This window comes from Streptomyces sp. NPDC045778 (genome assembly GCF_056431945.1).
The window spans coordinates 239,375-254,983 of record NZ_JBWKJZ010000005.1 but is presented as its reverse complement, the minus strand read 5'-3'; the positions used below and the strand labels follow the sequence as shown (position 1 = coordinate 254,983).

The window sequence follows — 15,609 nt, the reverse complement described above, 5'->3', positions numbered from 1 at the left end:
GCCGGGCGCGCTTCGGGCGAGGTCAGGCCGCTGTGCCATGTGCTGGTTCACCCTCCGTTTCCCGGTGGTTCGGATGCCTTGACAGTGCCAAATGCCCTGAGCCAACATCCGATTGGCCTATACCAAGTCGCCCAGCACGGTGTCGGCCCGCTCTCCCACCCCCCGCACCCCTGTCCCCCCCGGAGGTCCCGGCATGGTTTCGAGCAGTCCCCCGAGGCTGGAGCAGCTCGCCAACTCCGTGCTCCAGCCGGGCTTCGTCGGCACCACCGAGGTCCCCGACTGGCTGCGCCGCAGGATCGCCGCCGGGCTCGGGGGCGTGGTCCTCTTCGGCCGGAACATCGTCGACCCGCCGCAGGTCGCGGCCCTCACCGCCGCCCTGCGCGCCGAAAACCCCGACCTGATCGTCGCCATCGACGAGGAAGCGGGCGACGTGACGCGCATGGAGGCCTGGACGGGCGCGTCCCGCCCTGGCAACCTCGCGCTCGGCGCCGTCGACGACATCGACCTCACCGAGCGCGTCGCCCACGACATCGGGCGCGAACTGCACGCGGCGGGCGTCTCCCTCAACTACGCGCCGAGCGCCGACGTGAACTCCAACCCCCTGAACCCCGTCATCGGGGTGCGCTCCTTCGGCGCCCGCACTGACATCGTTTCCCGGCACACCGCCGCCTGGATCCGGGGGCTCCAGTCCGCCGGGGTCGCGGCCTGCGCCAAGCACTTCCCGGGCCACGGCGACACCTTGGTGGACCCGCACTTCGGCCTGCCCCGTGTCACCGGCGGCGCCGAGGAGATCGCGCGGACCGCCCTTCCGCCGTTCATCGCCGCGATGGAGTCGGGCGTACGGGCCGTCATGACGGCGCACCTGCTCGTGCCCGCCTACGACCCCGCCCTGCCCGCGACGCTCAGCCCCCGCATCCTGAACGACCTGCTCCGCGGCGAACTCGGCTTCGACGGCATGGTCGTCACCGACGGCATCGAGATGGGCGCGGTCACCGACCGCTACGGCATCGAGGGCGCCACCGTCCGGGCCGTCGCCGGCGGCGTCGACGCGGTGTGCGTGGGCGGCGAACGCGCCGAGGAGTCGACCGTCACCCTGCTCACGGGCGCCCTCGTCCAGGCCGTACGCGACGGCACCCTGCCCGAGGACCGCCTCACCGAGGCGGCCACCCGCGTACGGGACTTCACGGCCTGGTCGGCGACCCGCGCACGGACCGCCACGCGCGCCGGGCTCCGCTCCGACATCGGCCTGGTCGCGGCGCGCCGGGCGGTGCGGGTGCGGCCGCGGAGGGGGGAGCGTATGGCGCGGAGCGGGGAATTGCCGGGGTCGGTGGGGGTGGCGGGGGCCGCGGAATCGCCAGGGTCGGTGGGGGTGGCGGGGGTCGCGGAGGCAGTGGGGACGGTGGAGGCCGCGGGGTCGGCGGGAGCGGCGGGGCCGGTGGGGACGGCGGGAGCGGCGGGGCCGGTGGGGACGGCGGAGGCCGCGGGGCCGGTGGGGACAGCGGAGGCCGCGGGGCCGGTGGGGACAGCGGAGGCCGCGGGGTCGGCGGGGTCGGCGGAGGCCGCGGGGTCGGCGGAGGCCGCGGGGTCGGCGGGGTCGGCGGAGGCCGCGGGGTCGGCGGAGGCGGCGAGGCCCCTCCTCCCCCCGACCATCGCTTCGCACGTCGTCGAGCTGTCCCCCGTCATGAACCCGGCCGTCGACGGCGGCACGCCCTGGGGCGTCGCCGACCCGCTGCGCGCCATACGCCCCGACACGACGTCCGTACGCCTGACGGAAGCCGAGCTGGACGGCTTCGACGACGTCCTCGACCGCGCGGCCCTCACTCCGGCACTCGGCCGCGCCCTCGTGGTGGTCGTCCGCGACGCGGCCCGCCACCGCTGGATGACCGAGGCCCTCGCCCGCCTGCTGCGCACCCGCCCCGACGCGCTCGTCGTGGAAATGGGCGTACCGACGGGTGTCCCCCTCGACGCCGTCCACCTGATCACCCACGGCGCGACCCGAGTCTCAGGAATCGCGGCAGCAGAACGCCTCACGGGCCGCGCCCCCACCCCGCAAACCGCTCCAACCCCTCAAACCCCAGAAAACCCCAGCTCACCCGGGGTCTTCACGGGCGTCGGCGGAGGCACCTGACCGAGATCACGAGCACAGGTCACGTGTCCGAGAGAGACGTGTCACAGCTCGCCCCGCAGGAGGGCCGGCATGCGATCGGCAGGGACACAGGTGCCGGGCCGACCAGGGATGTACACCACATCGTCAGGGTGACAGTAGTAGAGGGTTTCCCATACGGCGCGGATCCTTTGGTTACGCTCTCTCGCTTTGTGGCGCCCGAGGAAATCGCTGCCGAACGAGAGGCCGGCGAGAAGGAAGCAGGCACCGAAGAAGCCCATAACGAGGTACAGGCTGAGCCCATTCTCCGCAATCGGCTCGTTGGCGATCACCCAGGCGATGACCGCTGAAGCCCCCGCGAAGAGGATCGACCAGAATGCGTCGGACGCGCTTCCCTCTTCTTCCGCGATCAGCATCAGCCTGAAGCTCAGTGTTGTAGCAGTAACCTGCCGGTGCCCACCGAACGGCTGTGAGAACGAGAGGCTTCCGTCGCTGGAGAAGCCTGCCGACCAGCCCCTGGAGCCGTGCGTGCTCATCGTGCCGGCCGACACGATCGCCGCCACCTTGGCGACCTGATCGCCGCGTCGACACTGAGGACATTTCTGACTGCTCATCTACAGGCCTCCCCCCTCGCCTCGCAGGAGCCCAATAGAGCAGAGACCAGATGCGCTGTCCTCGGTTTGCCTCTACGCGCCCCCTGAAGGCTCCCAAGCGCCCGGGGAATTAGCGGTTCAGGCAGGCGACACGAGACTCCGCTCCCTCAGGAGGGCGGCGAGGTCGCCCACGGCCCAGGAGTTGACCACCAAGTCTCTGGACAGCAGAAGCCCCCGGCACCGTAAATGAGTGCCGGGGCCCTCGTAAAAATCAGTCTGGAAAAACCGCGTCGCCCTCGCCTAACCCTTCTTACGCTTGCCCTTTCCCTCAGCGTTCGCCCCCGAGTCACCGGCACTGCTACCGACGGCCTCCGCCGAGTCCGCGGGGTTCTTGCCGCTCTGCTGCTGAGCCCTCTCCTGCTGCTCGGCAGCGCGCTCGCTGGGCTGGTTCCTGTACTGCTGCTTCTTCGCCATGAAGTGAACCCTGTCTGGTCGGGCCTCCGGCCATAGCTGCGCAGAGACCGAGGAAGAACGCCGGAGTCCTCACGGCGCACCCTTGCAACGCTGACTCCGCGGCAGCTGCCCGGCATCTCGACAGCCGGCGCCCGTGGGCCGTACGGGTGACGAAGTTGTCCACAGCTCAGGCGTTATCCACCAAGATCCACAGCGGTGTCGTTCCGGGCCGAGCATGGGGGCCTGGGAGGTGGTCCTCATGACCCGACGAACGGCAGCTCGACGACGCCCCGGCCCCGGGAGCCGACGGGTCCGCCAGCAGCACTGGGCGGACGGGGCCCCACCGCCGGACGAAGCTGACCGCGTCCAGCGCGGCCCGAACCGGCCTCACACCCCCGCCCCGACCGGACAACTTCCTGGGCCGTTGGTCACACGGCTGATCACGCCAGTGCCCAGACATGAAGAAAGCCCCTGGTGAGGGGCTGTTCTTGCTGGTGTCCGAGGGGGGACTTGAACCCCCACGCCCGATAAAGGGCACTAGCACCTCAAGCTAGCGCGTCTGCCATTCCGCCACCCGGACTAGGTGTCTGCCGCCTTGCGGGGTGTTTCCCGCGGCGACGAGGACAACAATACCAAGGTTTCGGAGTGCCTTTCACCTGCGTATCCGTTGGGTACGCCGCGCCGCCGCGCGTCACCCCCCGGCCCACGGCCCCGCGCCTAGAGTTTCACCATGAGTGACGGTTTGCTTACAGGTTCACTGGGTGACGTGCGGGTCCGGCGGCCGCGGGTGCTGTCTCCCTTGCGCGAGCATCTGCGGGACACGATGTGGTTCGCGCCGACGGCGGGCCTGGTGGGGTCCCTGGTGCTGTGGTGGATCGCCGCCGAGGTGGACACGGAGTGGGTGCGGATCCTCCAGGACCACGGGGAGTACGACACGATCAAGGAGCTGAACCAGCTCGCCGAGGACACCAAGGTGGTCATCAGCACTATCGGCTCGGCGATGATGACCTTCATCGGTGTGGTCTTCAGCATCTCGCTGGTCGCCGTGCAGATGGCCAGCGGCCAGTTCAGTCCCCGGGTGGTGCGGCTCTACGTCCGCTCCCGGATCACCAAGGCCACGCTGACGGTCTTCCTCGCGACGTTCCTGTTCTCCCTGATGACGTTGACGTCGTTCGACAGTGAGCAGGACCCGCGGCTCGTGACGAACGTCCCGCTCGTCGAGGGGCTGCTCGCCCTCGCCATGGTCCTTCTGAGCCTCCTGCTCTTCGTGGCCTATGTGAACGGCACCCTGCGGATGATGCGGATCGGCTTCGTCATCGACCGGATCGCCCGGGAGGCGTTCCGCGTGGCCGCGAAGCACCCGGCGGAGGGGCAGGTCGACGACGAGCGGCTCGGCCCGGAGACCGCGCGGATCACGCACGAGGGCCCGGCCGGGGTGCTGCGGGACGTACACATCGCGCGGGCGGTGCGGGCCGCGCGCCGTCAGGGCGTGGTGTTGCGGCTGCTGCCGCGCACAGGGGACTTCGTGGTGCCGGGCACGCCCGTGTTCACGGTGCACGGCGGCCTCCCGCCGGGGCGCCGCGCCCTCCGGTACACCGTGTACGTCGGAGTAGAACGTACGTTCCACCAGGATCTGGGCTTCGGTCTGCGGCAGCTGTCCGACATCGCGCTGCGGGCGCTGTCCCCGGCCGTGAACGACCCGACGACTGCCGTGCAGGCCCTGGACCGCATCGTGCAGTTCCTCGCCGTGCTCGCCCCGTACCCCCTGGGCGCGCTGCGCCACCGCGACCGGCGCGGCGAGGTGCGGCTCATCCAGCCCGTGCCCGACTGGACGGACCTGGTCGACCTCGGCCTGACCGAGATCCGCGGCTGCGCTCCCGGCAACCCCCAGGTCACCCGGCGCATGCTGGCCGGCATCGACGACCTGCTGCTCCTGGCCCCCGAGGAGCGCAGGACGCCTCTCCTGCGGCACCGGGCGCTGCTCGAGCAGGCGGTGGAGCGGGTAGTACCCGAGACCGCGGACCGCGAGTTCGCCCTCCTGCCGGACCGCCAGGGAATCGGCTGAGGGAAGCACGTACGCGCTCGGCCTCGAGCCCGCCCCGGGGTGGGGCACACCTGACGGAGGGCACACGGGCTGAGACACCCCGCGCCCTGCGCCGCCACGAGCGGGGGCGCACCCGACCGACGCCCTCGGGCCGACGGCGCCCCGGGCTGGGGCGCACCAAGCCAGGCCTGGCGGGCGGTGCTGGCGTCGAGCCGGGCGCGCGCCGACCGGGCTGGTGGCGGGCTGGGCGCGGCCGTCGAGATGCCAGGTGCCGCGCCAGAGCTTCAGGACCCGGCCACCGCGGCCGCCTCGCGCTCGTCGTCGTACGTGTCCTGCGCACCCCAGCAGGCCTGCCGGAAGCGCGCGTCGTCATCGAGGGTCACTTTCGCGTCAAGTGCGATCAGCCGCCTCCGGGGTGTGCGTACGAGCGGATTGACCTCGACGAGCAGCGCGTCCGCCCTGCGCCGGGGCACACCCTCGGCGGGGTCGACAGGAAGGCGCACCACCGCCCCGGGGCCGGTCGCCGCGTCACCCTCGTGTCTACGCCGCCTTCTGCGCAGGCGGTCGCGAGGAACTGGCCCGCAGCCCAGTCCAGTACGTACGAGACGTAGAACCCTCGCTCTACTAAGGCGAGTTCGGCCAACATCACCGCGCGTACGGTGCAGCCCTCAATGTCCATCGAGGAGCTGGCGTCCCACCAGCTCTGCGGCGGCCGGGCCCAAGGCCCGCCTCGGCACGCGGCACCAAGATGCCGTGATCTCCCAAGAGTTCCCTTGCCTGGCGCTCGTACAGGCCCATGTCCGGCCCCTGTCCGAAAGTGCCGCACGCCCCCTGGACACCCTCCACCGGATGAGGGATAACAAGGTCCATACAGTATTCGTCGACTGTATGCAATGCACTGCGAGGGCGCCCCACGCTACGTGCGAGCGCGCTCCAACTCCCCTACGAAGGGACAGGACTTCGTCATGCCCGACGACAGCAGCGACACGAGTACCACCCTCATCTCCGGTGGACATCTGGTCGCCAAAGCCCTCAAGGCGGAGGGTGTCGACGTCATCTACACCCTGTGCGGCGGCCACATCATCGACATCTACGACGGGTGCGTCGACGAAGGCATCGACGTCATCGACGTACGCCACGAACAGGTCGCCGCCCACGCCGCCGACGGCTACGCACGCGTGACCGGCAAACCGGGCTGCGCCGTGGTGACGGCCGGGCCCGGCACGACGGACGCCGTCACAGGGGTCGCGAACGCCTTCCGCGCCGAGTCCCCGATGCTGCTGATCGGCGGCCAAGGAGCCCACACCCAGCACAAGATGGGCTCACTTCAGGACCTGCCGCACGTCGACATGATGACGCCGATCACCAAGTTCGCCGCCACCGTGCCGGACACGGCACGCACGGCCGACATGGTGTCCATGGCCTTCCGCGAGTGTTATCACGGCGCCCCTGGCCCGTCCTTCCTGGAGATACCGCGCGACGTACTCGACGCCAAGGTGCCCCTGGAGGAGGCACGCATCCCGCGTGCGGGGCACTACCGCGCCTCCACCCGGTCGGCCGGGGACCCCGAGGCGGTCGAGAAGCTCGCCGACCTCCTGGTGCACGCCGAGAAACCCGCCATCCTCCTGGGCAGCCAGGTGTGGACCACACGCGGCACCGAGGCGGCCGTCGACCTGGTCCGGGCCCTCAACGTGCCCGCGTACATGAACGGCGCCGGCCGCGGCACGCTGCCCCCGGGAGACCCCCACCACTTCCAGCTCTCGCGACGCTACGCCTTTGCCAACGCCGACCTCATCCTGATCGTCGGCACCCCCTTCGACTTCCGCATGGGCTATGGAAAACGCCTCTCTCCGGAGGCCACGGTCGTCCAGATCGACCTCGACTACCGCACCGTCGGCAAGAACCGCGACATCGACCTCGGCATCGTGGGCGACGCGGGGCTCGTCCTGAAGTCCGTCACCGAAGCGGCCTCCGGGCGCATCAACGGCGGGGCCTCCCGGCGCAAGGAATGGCTGGACGAACTGCGGGCGGCCGAGCAGACGGCCGTCGAGAAGCGGCTGCCGCAACTGCGCTCCGACGCCTCGCCCATCCACCCCTACCGACTGGTCAGCGAGATCAACGACTTCCTCACCGAGGACTCGCTGTACATCGGCGACGGCGGCGACATCGTCACCTTCTCCGGCCAGGTGGTCCAGCCCAAGGCCCCTGGGCACTGGATGGACCCGGGGCCGCTCGGCACGCTCGGCGTCGGCATCCCCTTCGTGCTCGCCGCCAAGCAGGCCCGGCCCGACAAGGAGGTCGTGGCCCTCTTCGGGGACGGCGCCTTCAGCCTCACCGGCTGGGACTTCGAGACCCTCGTGCGCTACCACCTCCCCTTCGTCGGCATCGTCGGCAACAACTCCTCCATGAACCAGATCCGCTACGGCCAGCGGGCCAAGTACGGCGCCGAGCGCGAGCGGGTCGGCAACACCCTCGGAGACGTCCCCTACGACCAGTTCGCGCGGATGCTCGGCGGCTACGGCGAAGAGGTCCGCGACCCCGCCGACATCGGCCCCGCGCTGCGCCGCGCACGCGAGTCCGGCAAGCCCTCCCTGATCAACGTGTGGGTCGACCCGGACGCCTACGCCCCCGGAACCATGAACCAGACCATGTACAAGTGAGGTGTTCCTGCCATGGCTCACAAGGCTCACACCACTCCCCCAGCCCGGTCGGCGGCCAAGGCTCTCGACGGCATCCGCGTCCTGGACATGACGCACGTCCAGTCCGGCCCTTCCGCCACCCAGCTGCTCGCCTGGCTCGGTGCCGACGTGGTCAAACTGGAGGCACCGACCGGCGACATCACGCGCAAGCAGCTGCGTGACCTCCCGGACGTGGACTCGCTGTACTTCACGATGCTCAACTGCAACAAGCGGAGCATCACCCTCAACACCAAGACCGAGCGCGGCAAGGAACTCCTCACCGAGCTGATCCGGCGCTCCGACGTCATGGTCGAGAACTTCGGCCCGGGCGCGGTCGACCGCATGGGCTTCACCTGGGAACGCATCCAGGAGATCAATCCGCGTATCGTCTATGCCTCCATCAAGGGGTTCGGGGACGGCCCGTACACCGACTTCAAGGCGTACGAGGTCGTCGCGCAGGCCATGGGCGGGTCGATGGCGACCACGGGCTTCGAGAACGGGCCGCCGCTGGCGACGGGGGCCCAGATCGGGGACTCGGGCACGGGCATCCACGCCGTGGCGGGGATTCTCGCGGCGCTTTTCCAGCGCGAGAGCACGGGGCGCGGTCAGCGGGTCAACGTGGCCATGCAGCATGCCGTGCTCAACCTCTGCCGGGTGAAGCTGCGCGATCAGCAGCGCCTGGCCCATGGCCCGCTCGCTGAATATCCCAACGACGACTTCGGCGGCGAAGTTCCCCGGTCCGGCAACGCCTCCGGCGGCGGCCAGCCCGGCTGGGCCGTCAAGTGCGCGCCGGGCGGGCCCAACGACTATGTGTACGTCATCGTGCAGCCCGTCGGCTGGAAGCCCCTGACCGAGCTGATCGGCCGCCCCGAACTCGCCGACGACCCCGAGTGGGCCACTCCGGAGGCCCGACTCCCCCAGCTGTCCAAGATGTTCCAGCTGATCGAGGAGTGGTCCTCCACCCTGCCCAAGTGGGAGGTCCTGGAGCGGCTCAACGCCCACAACATCCCGTGCGGCCCGATCCTGTCGACCAAGGAGATCATCGAGGACTCCTCGCTCGTCGCCAACGAGATGGTCGTCGAGGTCGCCCACCCCGAGCGGGGCACGTTCACCACCGTCGGCTCGCCGCTGAAGCTCTCCGACTCGCCCGTCGACGTCGTCACCTCGCCCCTGCTCGGGGAGCACAACGAAGAGGTGTTCGTCGGCGAACTCGGCCTGGATGACGACGAGCTGCGCGTGCTCAAGTCGAACGGAGTGATCTGATTGCCGGCCGACGACCGCCTGGAGCGCGTGCGCGCGCTGCTGGACTCCGTACGCGCCGAGGGGCGCACCTCGCTGACGGCTCCGGAGGGGAAGGTCCTCGCGGACGCGTACGGCATCGCCGTGCCCGGTGAGGAGCTGTCCCGGGACGTCGACGAGGCCGTGGCACACGCGGCCCGGTTCGACGGTCCCGTCGTCATGAAGATCGTGTCACCGGACATCCTCCACAAGACCGACGCGGGCGGTGTCGTGGTGGGCGTGGAAGGCGCCGAGGACGTCCGTGCGGCGTTCCACCGCATCGTCGACAACGCGCGCGCGTACAAGCCGACCGCGCGGGTCGACGGCGTACAGGTGCAGGAGCTGCTGCCGTCGGGCGCGGACGCGCGGGAGGTGATCGTCGGCGCGGTCACCGACCCGACGTTCGGCAAGGTCGTCGCCTTCGGGCTCGGTGGGGTGCTCGTGGAGGTCCTCAAGGACGTCACGTTCCGCCTCGCGCCCGTCGACGACGACGAGGCGGTCTCGATGCTCGACTCGATCGGTGCGGCCGACGTCCTGCGCGGTGTGCGCGGAGCGGAACCCGTGGACCGCCGGGCGCTGGCGGAGCAGATCCGCTGTGTCTCCCAACTCGTCACGGATTTCCCGGAGATCGCCGAGGTCGACCTCAACCCCGTGGTCGCGACTCCCCGAGGCGCGCTCGCCGCGGACGTCCGTGTCATCCTCGGCGACCGGGCCCCTGAGGAGCGCCCCACCTATACGCGTGCGGAGATGCTGGCTTCGATGCGGCGACTGATGCGGCCCCGCTCCGTCGCCGTCATCGGCGCCTCCAACGAGCCGGGGAAGATCGGCAATTCGGTGATGCGCAACCTCATCGACGGTGGCTTCCCGGGTGAGATCCGCCCCGTGAACCCCAAGGCCGATGACATCTTGGGCCGCAAGGCCTACAAGAGCGTTACGGATGTGCCTGGCGAGGTGGATGTGGCGGTCTTCGCGATCCCCGCCGCGTTCGTCGCGAAGGCGCTGGAGGAGGTCGGCCGCAAGGGGATCCCGAACGCGGTCCTCATCCCCTCCGGGTTCGCCGAGACCGGGCAGCAGGCCCTCCAGGACGAGATCGTGGCCATCGGGCGTCACCATGGAGTGCGGCTGCTCGGGCCGAACATCTACGGCTACTACTCGACGTGGCAGAACCTGTGCGCCACGTTCTGCACCCCGTACGACGTGAAGGGCGGGGTGGCGCTCACCTCGCAGTCGGGCGGCATCGGGATGGCCGTCCTCGGCTTCGCACGCGCCACGAAGACCGGTGTCTCGGCGATCGTGGGGCTCGGCAACAAGTCGGATCTCGACGAGGACGACCTGCTCACGTGGTTCGGCGAGGATCCGCGCACCCAGTGCGTCGCCATGCACCTGGAGGACCTCAAGGACGGCCGGGCGTTCGTGGAGGCCGCGCGCGCCACCGTGCCCAAGAAGCCCGTGGTGGTCCTCAAGGCGGGCCGCACCGCGGCGGGCGCCCGGGCCGCCGGGTCCCACACGGGCGCGCTGGCGGGCGACGACGCCGTCTACGACGACGTCCTGCGGCAGGCAGGGGTGATCCGAGCCCCGGGCCTCCACGAGATGCTGGAGTACGCGCGGGCCCTGCCCGTCCTCCCCACGCCCCGGGGCGACAACGTCGTCATCATCACCGGCGCAGGGGGCTCCGGAGTGCTGCTCTCCGACGCGGTGACCGACAACGGCCTGCGGCTCATGGACATCCCGCCCGACCTGGACGCGGCGTTCCGCGCCTTCATCCCGCCGTTCGGCGCCGCGGGCAACCCGGTGGACATCACCGGCGGCGAGCCCCCGTCCACGTACGAGGCGACGATCCGGCTCGGCATGGAGGATCCGCGCGTCCACGCGCTGGTCCTCGGCTACTGGCACACCATCGTCACCCCTCCCATGGTCTTCGCTGAACTAACGGCCCGCGTGATCGCCGAGTTCCACGAACGCGGCATCGACAAGCCCGTCGTCGCCTCGCTCGCGGGCGACGTCGAGGTGGAGGAAGCGAGCCAGTACCTCTTCGAACGCGGTGTCGTGGCCTACCCGTACACCACGGAGAGGCCGGTCGAGGTCCTCGGGGCGAAGTACCGGTGGGCCCGCGCCGCGGGGTTGCTGGAGGGCGGCCGATGAGGTGACCGGCGCTCGGGGCGGACGGCGGCGCGCGTCGGCCGCCCCAGGACCCGTGCGCGCGCGAAGGACCGGACAGGGGGCGCTGGCCAGCTCTTTCGACGCAAGGGGTGCGACTCGACCATGACTACCACCGACCTCTCGACCTCCGTCCCCTTCAGGGAGGTGACGGACCGCCACGGCCGCCTGTACCGCATCGGTGAGACCGATCTGGACATCATGGGGCGACCACGCTGGACGATGGTGCTCTTCCCCTGGATGGGCATGCTGGGCATCAGCTCCTCGGAATACGCGTTCACCTCCGCCGAGGACACTCTGCACGACGCGCACCTGTGGAGCAGCGGGCACATCTTCTGGCTGATGGGTGTCTGGGTGTTCTTCCAGGCCGCCGTCGCCTTCCCGGCCGGTCAGCTGCGCGAGAGTGGCCGGCTCCCCGCCCGGTACGCGATGCTTCTCGGTGCCGCCGGCACGGTCTGCGGCTACCTCTCCCTCGCTTTCGCGCCGCACGTGACGGTCGCGTACATCGGGTTCGGCATGTTCAGCGGCATCGGCGCGGGCCTGGTCTACGCGACCTGCGTGAACATGGTCGGCAAGTGGTATCCAGAGCGCAAAGGAGGCAAGACCGGCCTGGTGAACGGCGGCTTCGCCTACGGCTCCGTGCCGTTTGTCTTCCTCTTCACGTCGTACATGGACTTGAGTAACTACCGCGGTGTCCTGATCTTTGTGGGCGTCGTCTGCGCGTCGGTCGTGGCGTTCGCCGGATGGTTCTTCAAGGACCCGCCCAAGGGCTGGTGGCCGCCCCACGTCGACCCCCTGAAGGTGTCCGCCGACCCGCGCATCCGACGGGCCCTGGAGAAGAACCCGCCTGCCGTGAAGCAGTACACCCCCCGGGAGGCCGCGCGCACCCCGGTGCTGTGGATGATGTGGTTCTGCCTGCTGTGCACGGCGGGGATCAACATCTTCGGGATCGCCTTCCAGGTGCCGTTCGGCAAGGACATGGGATTCGCGGGCGGCGTCGTGGCCACCGCGATGTCCCTGAAGGCGCTCGTCAACGGCACGGGCCGGGGCGTGATCGGCTGGATCTCGGACCGCTGCGGCCGGCGCAACACCCTCATCATCGTCTGTCTCGTCCTCGGCGCCGCCCAGTTCGGCGTCCTGGTGTCGGGCTCCATGGGCAGCATGCCCTTCTTCCTGTTCTGCTCCATGGTCTCCGGGTTCGGCGGGGGCGCGATCTTCCCGCTGTTCGCCGCGATGACGGCCGACTACTTCGGCGAGAACAACAACGCCACCAACTACGGCATGGTCTACAGCTCGAAGCTGATCTCCGGACTCGTCGGCTCCGGCATGGGGGCCGTCGTCGTGGACGCGTGGGACTACGAAGGCGCGTTCGTCATCGCCGGGTGCATCGGCATCTGCTCGGCCGTGCTCGCACTGTTCCTGAAGTCACCGGGCAGGCCCCAGGCCCGGCGCGTCGTACCCAACCCGCACCCTTTAGGTGAGGAGATGGCTTGATATGACGGCGGAGCCCTTCGCCGAGCACCCCGCGTCCGGCCGTGCCGGCCCGCACGGACCGGACGCCCCGGAACCGGAGCCCCCGGGACCTCACACGCACGGACCCGGCTCACAGAGGCCGGACACCCACAGAGCCGACACGCACGGGCGGGACGCCCCGGACCGGCCGTACCGGGTGCTCACGGACGCGCGTGGGCGTGTCTACCGGGTCGGCGAGAGCGACCGGCAGATCCTCGGGCGCCCCCGCTGGACGATGGTCGTCCTCCCCTGGGTGGCCATGATCGCCATCAGTGTCTTCGAGTACGCCTACGGAGCGGCCGAGGACACCCTGTCGGACGCGCACCACTGGACGTCGTCCAACACGTTCTGGGTGCTGAGCGTGTGGATCTTCTTCCAGGCGGGTGTCTCCTTCCCCGCCGGGAAGCTGCGCGAGAAGGGCATCCTGACCAGCCGAGCCGCGATGCTCACCGGTTCCGTCCTGTCACTGCTCGGTTTCGTGAGCCTCAGCCACGCCCCGAACATCGCGGTGGCGATGGTCGGCTTCGGACTGCTCGGCGGCGTCGGCGCGGGGCTCATCTACTCGACGTGCGTCAACATGGTCGGCAAGTGGTATCCGGAGCGGCGCGGCGGCAAGACAGGCTTCGTCAACGGCGGATTCGCCTACGGAGCGGTGCCGTTCATCTTCCTGTTCTCCTACGGCTTCGACACCTCCAACTACCGCACCGTCCTGGATGTCGTCGGCTTCTATGTGCTCGCCGTGACCCTTGTGGCGGGCCTGTACTTCAAGGACCCGCCGAAGAACTGGTGGCCCGAGAGCGTCGATCCACTGCGGTCCGCGACGGGCACGCGTACGGCCGTCGCACTGGTCAAGAACCCGCCCGCCGCCGCGCAGTTCACTCCAGGAGAGGCGTTACGCACCGGTGTCGTGCCCCTGATGTGGGTGTGCATGCTCTGCTGCGCGGGAGTGTCCATCTTCGGGATCTCGTTCCAGGTGCCGTTCGCCAAGGAGATGGGGTTCGGCCCGATGATCGCCGCGTCCTCCATGGGCGTCATGTCGGTGATCAACGGCACGGGGCGCGGCGTCGTGGGCTGGCTCTCGGACCGGCTGGGACGGCGCCCCACGCTGACGTACGTGTGCCTGGCCCTCTCAGTGGCGCAGTTCGGCGTCCTGTGGGCGGGTGAGATCCGCAACGAGCCCCTGTTCCTCGTCTTCGCCTTCCTGTCGGGCTTCGCGGGCGGCGCCTTCTACCCGTTGTTCGCCGCCCTGGTGCCGGACTACTTCGGGGAGAACAACAACGCCTCCAACTACGGCATGGTCTACAGCGCGAAGCTGGTCAGCGGCCTGTTCGGCGGGGGCGTCGGCGCGATGGTCGTGCACTCCTGGGGCTATGTCGGCGCCTACACGACAGCGGGGGCGGTGTCGCTGCTCGCGGCGGGCCTCTCCTTGCTGCTGCGCCAGCCGGGAGCCCCACGCGCGCGTGGGGAACTGGTGCAGCCTGGTTGAGCCTTGGCCGGAGGGAGGAGCCCCGGCAGCCCCTTGTGGCGGGCGGGGCTCCCGGCGTCGGACGGCCTGCCCTGGCCGTCGGTGGGCCCTCATGGGGTCGGTCGTCGCCTGTACGTTCTCCACGGGCCACGGCCGCGGCCTCGGCGGCCCCGTCAGTCCCCGCAGCGCTCTCGCAGCGCGTGCAGGTGGGCACTGGACTTGCGGGCGAAGGCGAACGAGTCGGCCGGGGAGTCGTGCTCCGCCTGCCAGTGGTGGTAGCGACGCCCTCCGTGGGTACGGGAGGTCACCTTGGACAGAAACCTCTTGTAGTCGATGTCACCGTCACCGACGTCCACCATGCGGTAGCCGTCACGGGCGGAGTCGTCACGGATGCCGTCCTTGACGTGGAACAACGGATAGCGGTGCGGCCTCCGCAGGACGTAGGCGATCGGGTCGAAGGGCCTTGGAGTGCCGTCCGGCTGCTTACCGAAGCGGAACTGCGCGCTGTAGGCCCAGTAGATGTCCATCTCCAGGTAGACCAGCTCGGGATCGGTCTCGGCCAGCAGGACGTCGTAGAGGCGCACGCTGGGCTTGTCCGTGGCGAAGGAGAACTCCTCGGCGTGGTTGTGCTGGTAGAACTTCATGCCCCGCGCGCGGGCGGCCTCGCCGTAGGTGTTGAAGTCCTCGGCCGCGCGTTTCAAGGCGTCGACGGTCGTGCCGTGGCGGAAGGGGCCCGAGGCGGTGCCGATGTGCTTCAGGCCGAGGGCCTGGGCGTCGTCGAGGACCTTGGTGAGGTTCTGCGCGAACGTGTACGCGTTCGGGTCGCCGTCGGAGGAGTAGCCGACGTGGCTGCCGATGGCGGTGAGCCCGTGGTCGCGGACCAGTCTCTTGAGCTGAGCGAGGGTGATGGCGCCCGCCGAGCCCTGGCTGTAGCCGGCGAACTCGATCTCGTCGTAGCCGTACCTCGCCAGCTCGGCGAAGACAGCGGCGAACCCGAGGGACGAGACCTTGTCACGGAGGCTGTAGAGCTGGACGCCGAGGCGGCCGGGGGGCAGGACGGGGCGCCCGCGCCTCTTGCCTGACGGCTTGTCCCAGGGCGAGGCCGCGGTTGAGGTTGAGGTGGCGGCGGCCGAGGCCGGGCCTGCCGTGGCAGCAGTGCCGGCGAGCGCGGCCGCGGTGGCGCCCGCGGCGACGCCGAGCATGCCTCGCCTGCTCAGTCGGAGGGTCAGCTCCGGATCGTCGGGCGTGGGCTTGCGGCTCATACGGGCCTCCCAAGGTGAGGTCAGGGTGGTGTCAGGGATGGGTTCGAAGAACGCCTCGGGGTG

General features: G+C 70.0%; 10 protein-coding genes, 1 tRNA gene and 1 pseudogene. 7 read left to right on the top strand and 5 right to left on the bottom strand.

Features of this window, described 5'->3' with window-relative positions:
• Positions 1-193: 193 nt before the first annotated feature.
• Positions 194-2,128, top strand: coding sequence for a glycoside hydrolase family 3 protein (locus tag AC07GB_RS09140; protein WP_478843098.1), 1,935 nt, complete (start codon positions 194-196; stop codon positions 2,126-2,128).
• A 41-nt stretch (positions 2,129-2,169) separates the two neighbouring features.
• Here the strand turns inward: AC07GB_RS09140 and AC07GB_RS09135 are convergent, their stop codons facing one another.
• From AC07GB_RS09135 to AC07GB_RS09125, 3 genes are all read right to left on the bottom strand, one after another.
• Positions 2,170-2,718 carry a hypothetical protein gene (locus AC07GB_RS09135; protein ID WP_478843096.1) on the bottom strand — a complete coding sequence of 183 codons (549 nt, stop codon included), beginning with the start codon at positions 2,716-2,718 and terminating at the stop codon, positions 2,170-2,172.
• A 279-nt stretch (positions 2,719-2,997) separates the two neighbouring features.
• Positions 2,998-3,171: a hypothetical protein gene (locus tag AC07GB_RS09130; RefSeq protein ID WP_478843094.1), complete on the bottom strand. Its 174-nt coding sequence runs from the start codon at positions 3,169-3,171 to the stop codon at positions 2,998-3,000.
• 471 nt (positions 3,172-3,642) lie between these two features.
• Positions 3,643-3,730, bottom strand: a tRNA-Leu gene (locus AC07GB_RS09125).
• 150 nt (positions 3,731-3,880) lie between these two features.
• Here AC07GB_RS09125 and AC07GB_RS09120 point away from each other — a divergent pair.
• Positions 3,881-5,215, top strand: a complete 1,335-nt coding sequence (locus AC07GB_RS09120) for a DUF2254 domain-containing protein (RefSeq protein ID WP_478843092.1) — start codon at positions 3,881-3,883, stop codon at positions 5,213-5,215.
• Positions 5,216-5,487: 272 nt separating this feature from the next.
• Here the strand turns inward: AC07GB_RS09120 and AC07GB_RS09115 are convergent.
• A pseudogene (locus AC07GB_RS09115) lies at positions 5,488-5,992 on the bottom strand (ATP-grasp domain-containing protein); the annotation flags it as partial.
• Between the two features lie 167 nt (positions 5,993-6,159).
• Here AC07GB_RS09115 and AC07GB_RS09110 point away from each other — a divergent pair.
• The 5 genes from AC07GB_RS09110 to AC07GB_RS09090 all read left to right on the top strand — a co-directional run bounded on the left by AC07GB_RS09110 (position 6,160) and on the right by AC07GB_RS09090 (position 14,305).
• Positions 6,160-7,854 (top strand): thiamine pyrophosphate-binding protein, encoded by a 1,695-nt coding sequence (locus tag AC07GB_RS09110; RefSeq protein WP_478843090.1) that lies wholly within the window; start codon positions 6,160-6,162, stop codon positions 7,852-7,854.
• 12 nt (positions 7,855-7,866) lie between these two features.
• Positions 7,867-9,135 (top strand): formyl-CoA transferase, encoded by a 1,269-nt coding sequence (gene frc, locus AC07GB_RS09105; protein WP_478843088.1) that lies wholly within the window; start codon positions 7,867-7,869, stop codon positions 9,133-9,135.
• On the top strand, positions 9,136-11,292 hold the full coding sequence (locus AC07GB_RS09100) for an acetate--CoA ligase family protein (RefSeq protein WP_478843086.1): 2,157 nt from the start codon (positions 9,136-9,138) through the stop codon (positions 11,290-11,292).
• A gap of 120 nt (positions 11,293-11,412) precedes the next feature.
• Positions 11,413-12,801 carry an OFA family MFS transporter gene (locus AC07GB_RS09095; RefSeq protein WP_478843084.1) on the top strand — a complete coding sequence of 463 codons (1,389 nt, stop codon included), beginning with the start codon at positions 11,413-11,415 and terminating at the stop codon, positions 12,799-12,801.
• Position 12,802: 1 nt separating this feature from the next.
• Positions 12,803-14,305 carry an OFA family MFS transporter gene (locus AC07GB_RS09090; protein ID WP_478843082.1) on the top strand — a complete coding sequence of 501 codons (1,503 nt, stop codon included), beginning with the start codon at positions 12,803-12,805 and terminating at the stop codon, positions 14,303-14,305.
• Between the two features lie 152 nt (positions 14,306-14,457).
• Here AC07GB_RS09090 and AC07GB_RS09085 read toward each other — a convergent pair whose 3' ends face one another.
• On the bottom strand, positions 14,458-15,546 hold the full coding sequence (locus AC07GB_RS09085; RefSeq protein WP_478843080.1) for a sugar phosphate isomerase/epimerase family protein: 1,089 nt from the start codon (positions 15,544-15,546) through the stop codon (positions 14,458-14,460).
• Positions 15,547-15,609: the final 63 nt, after the last annotated feature.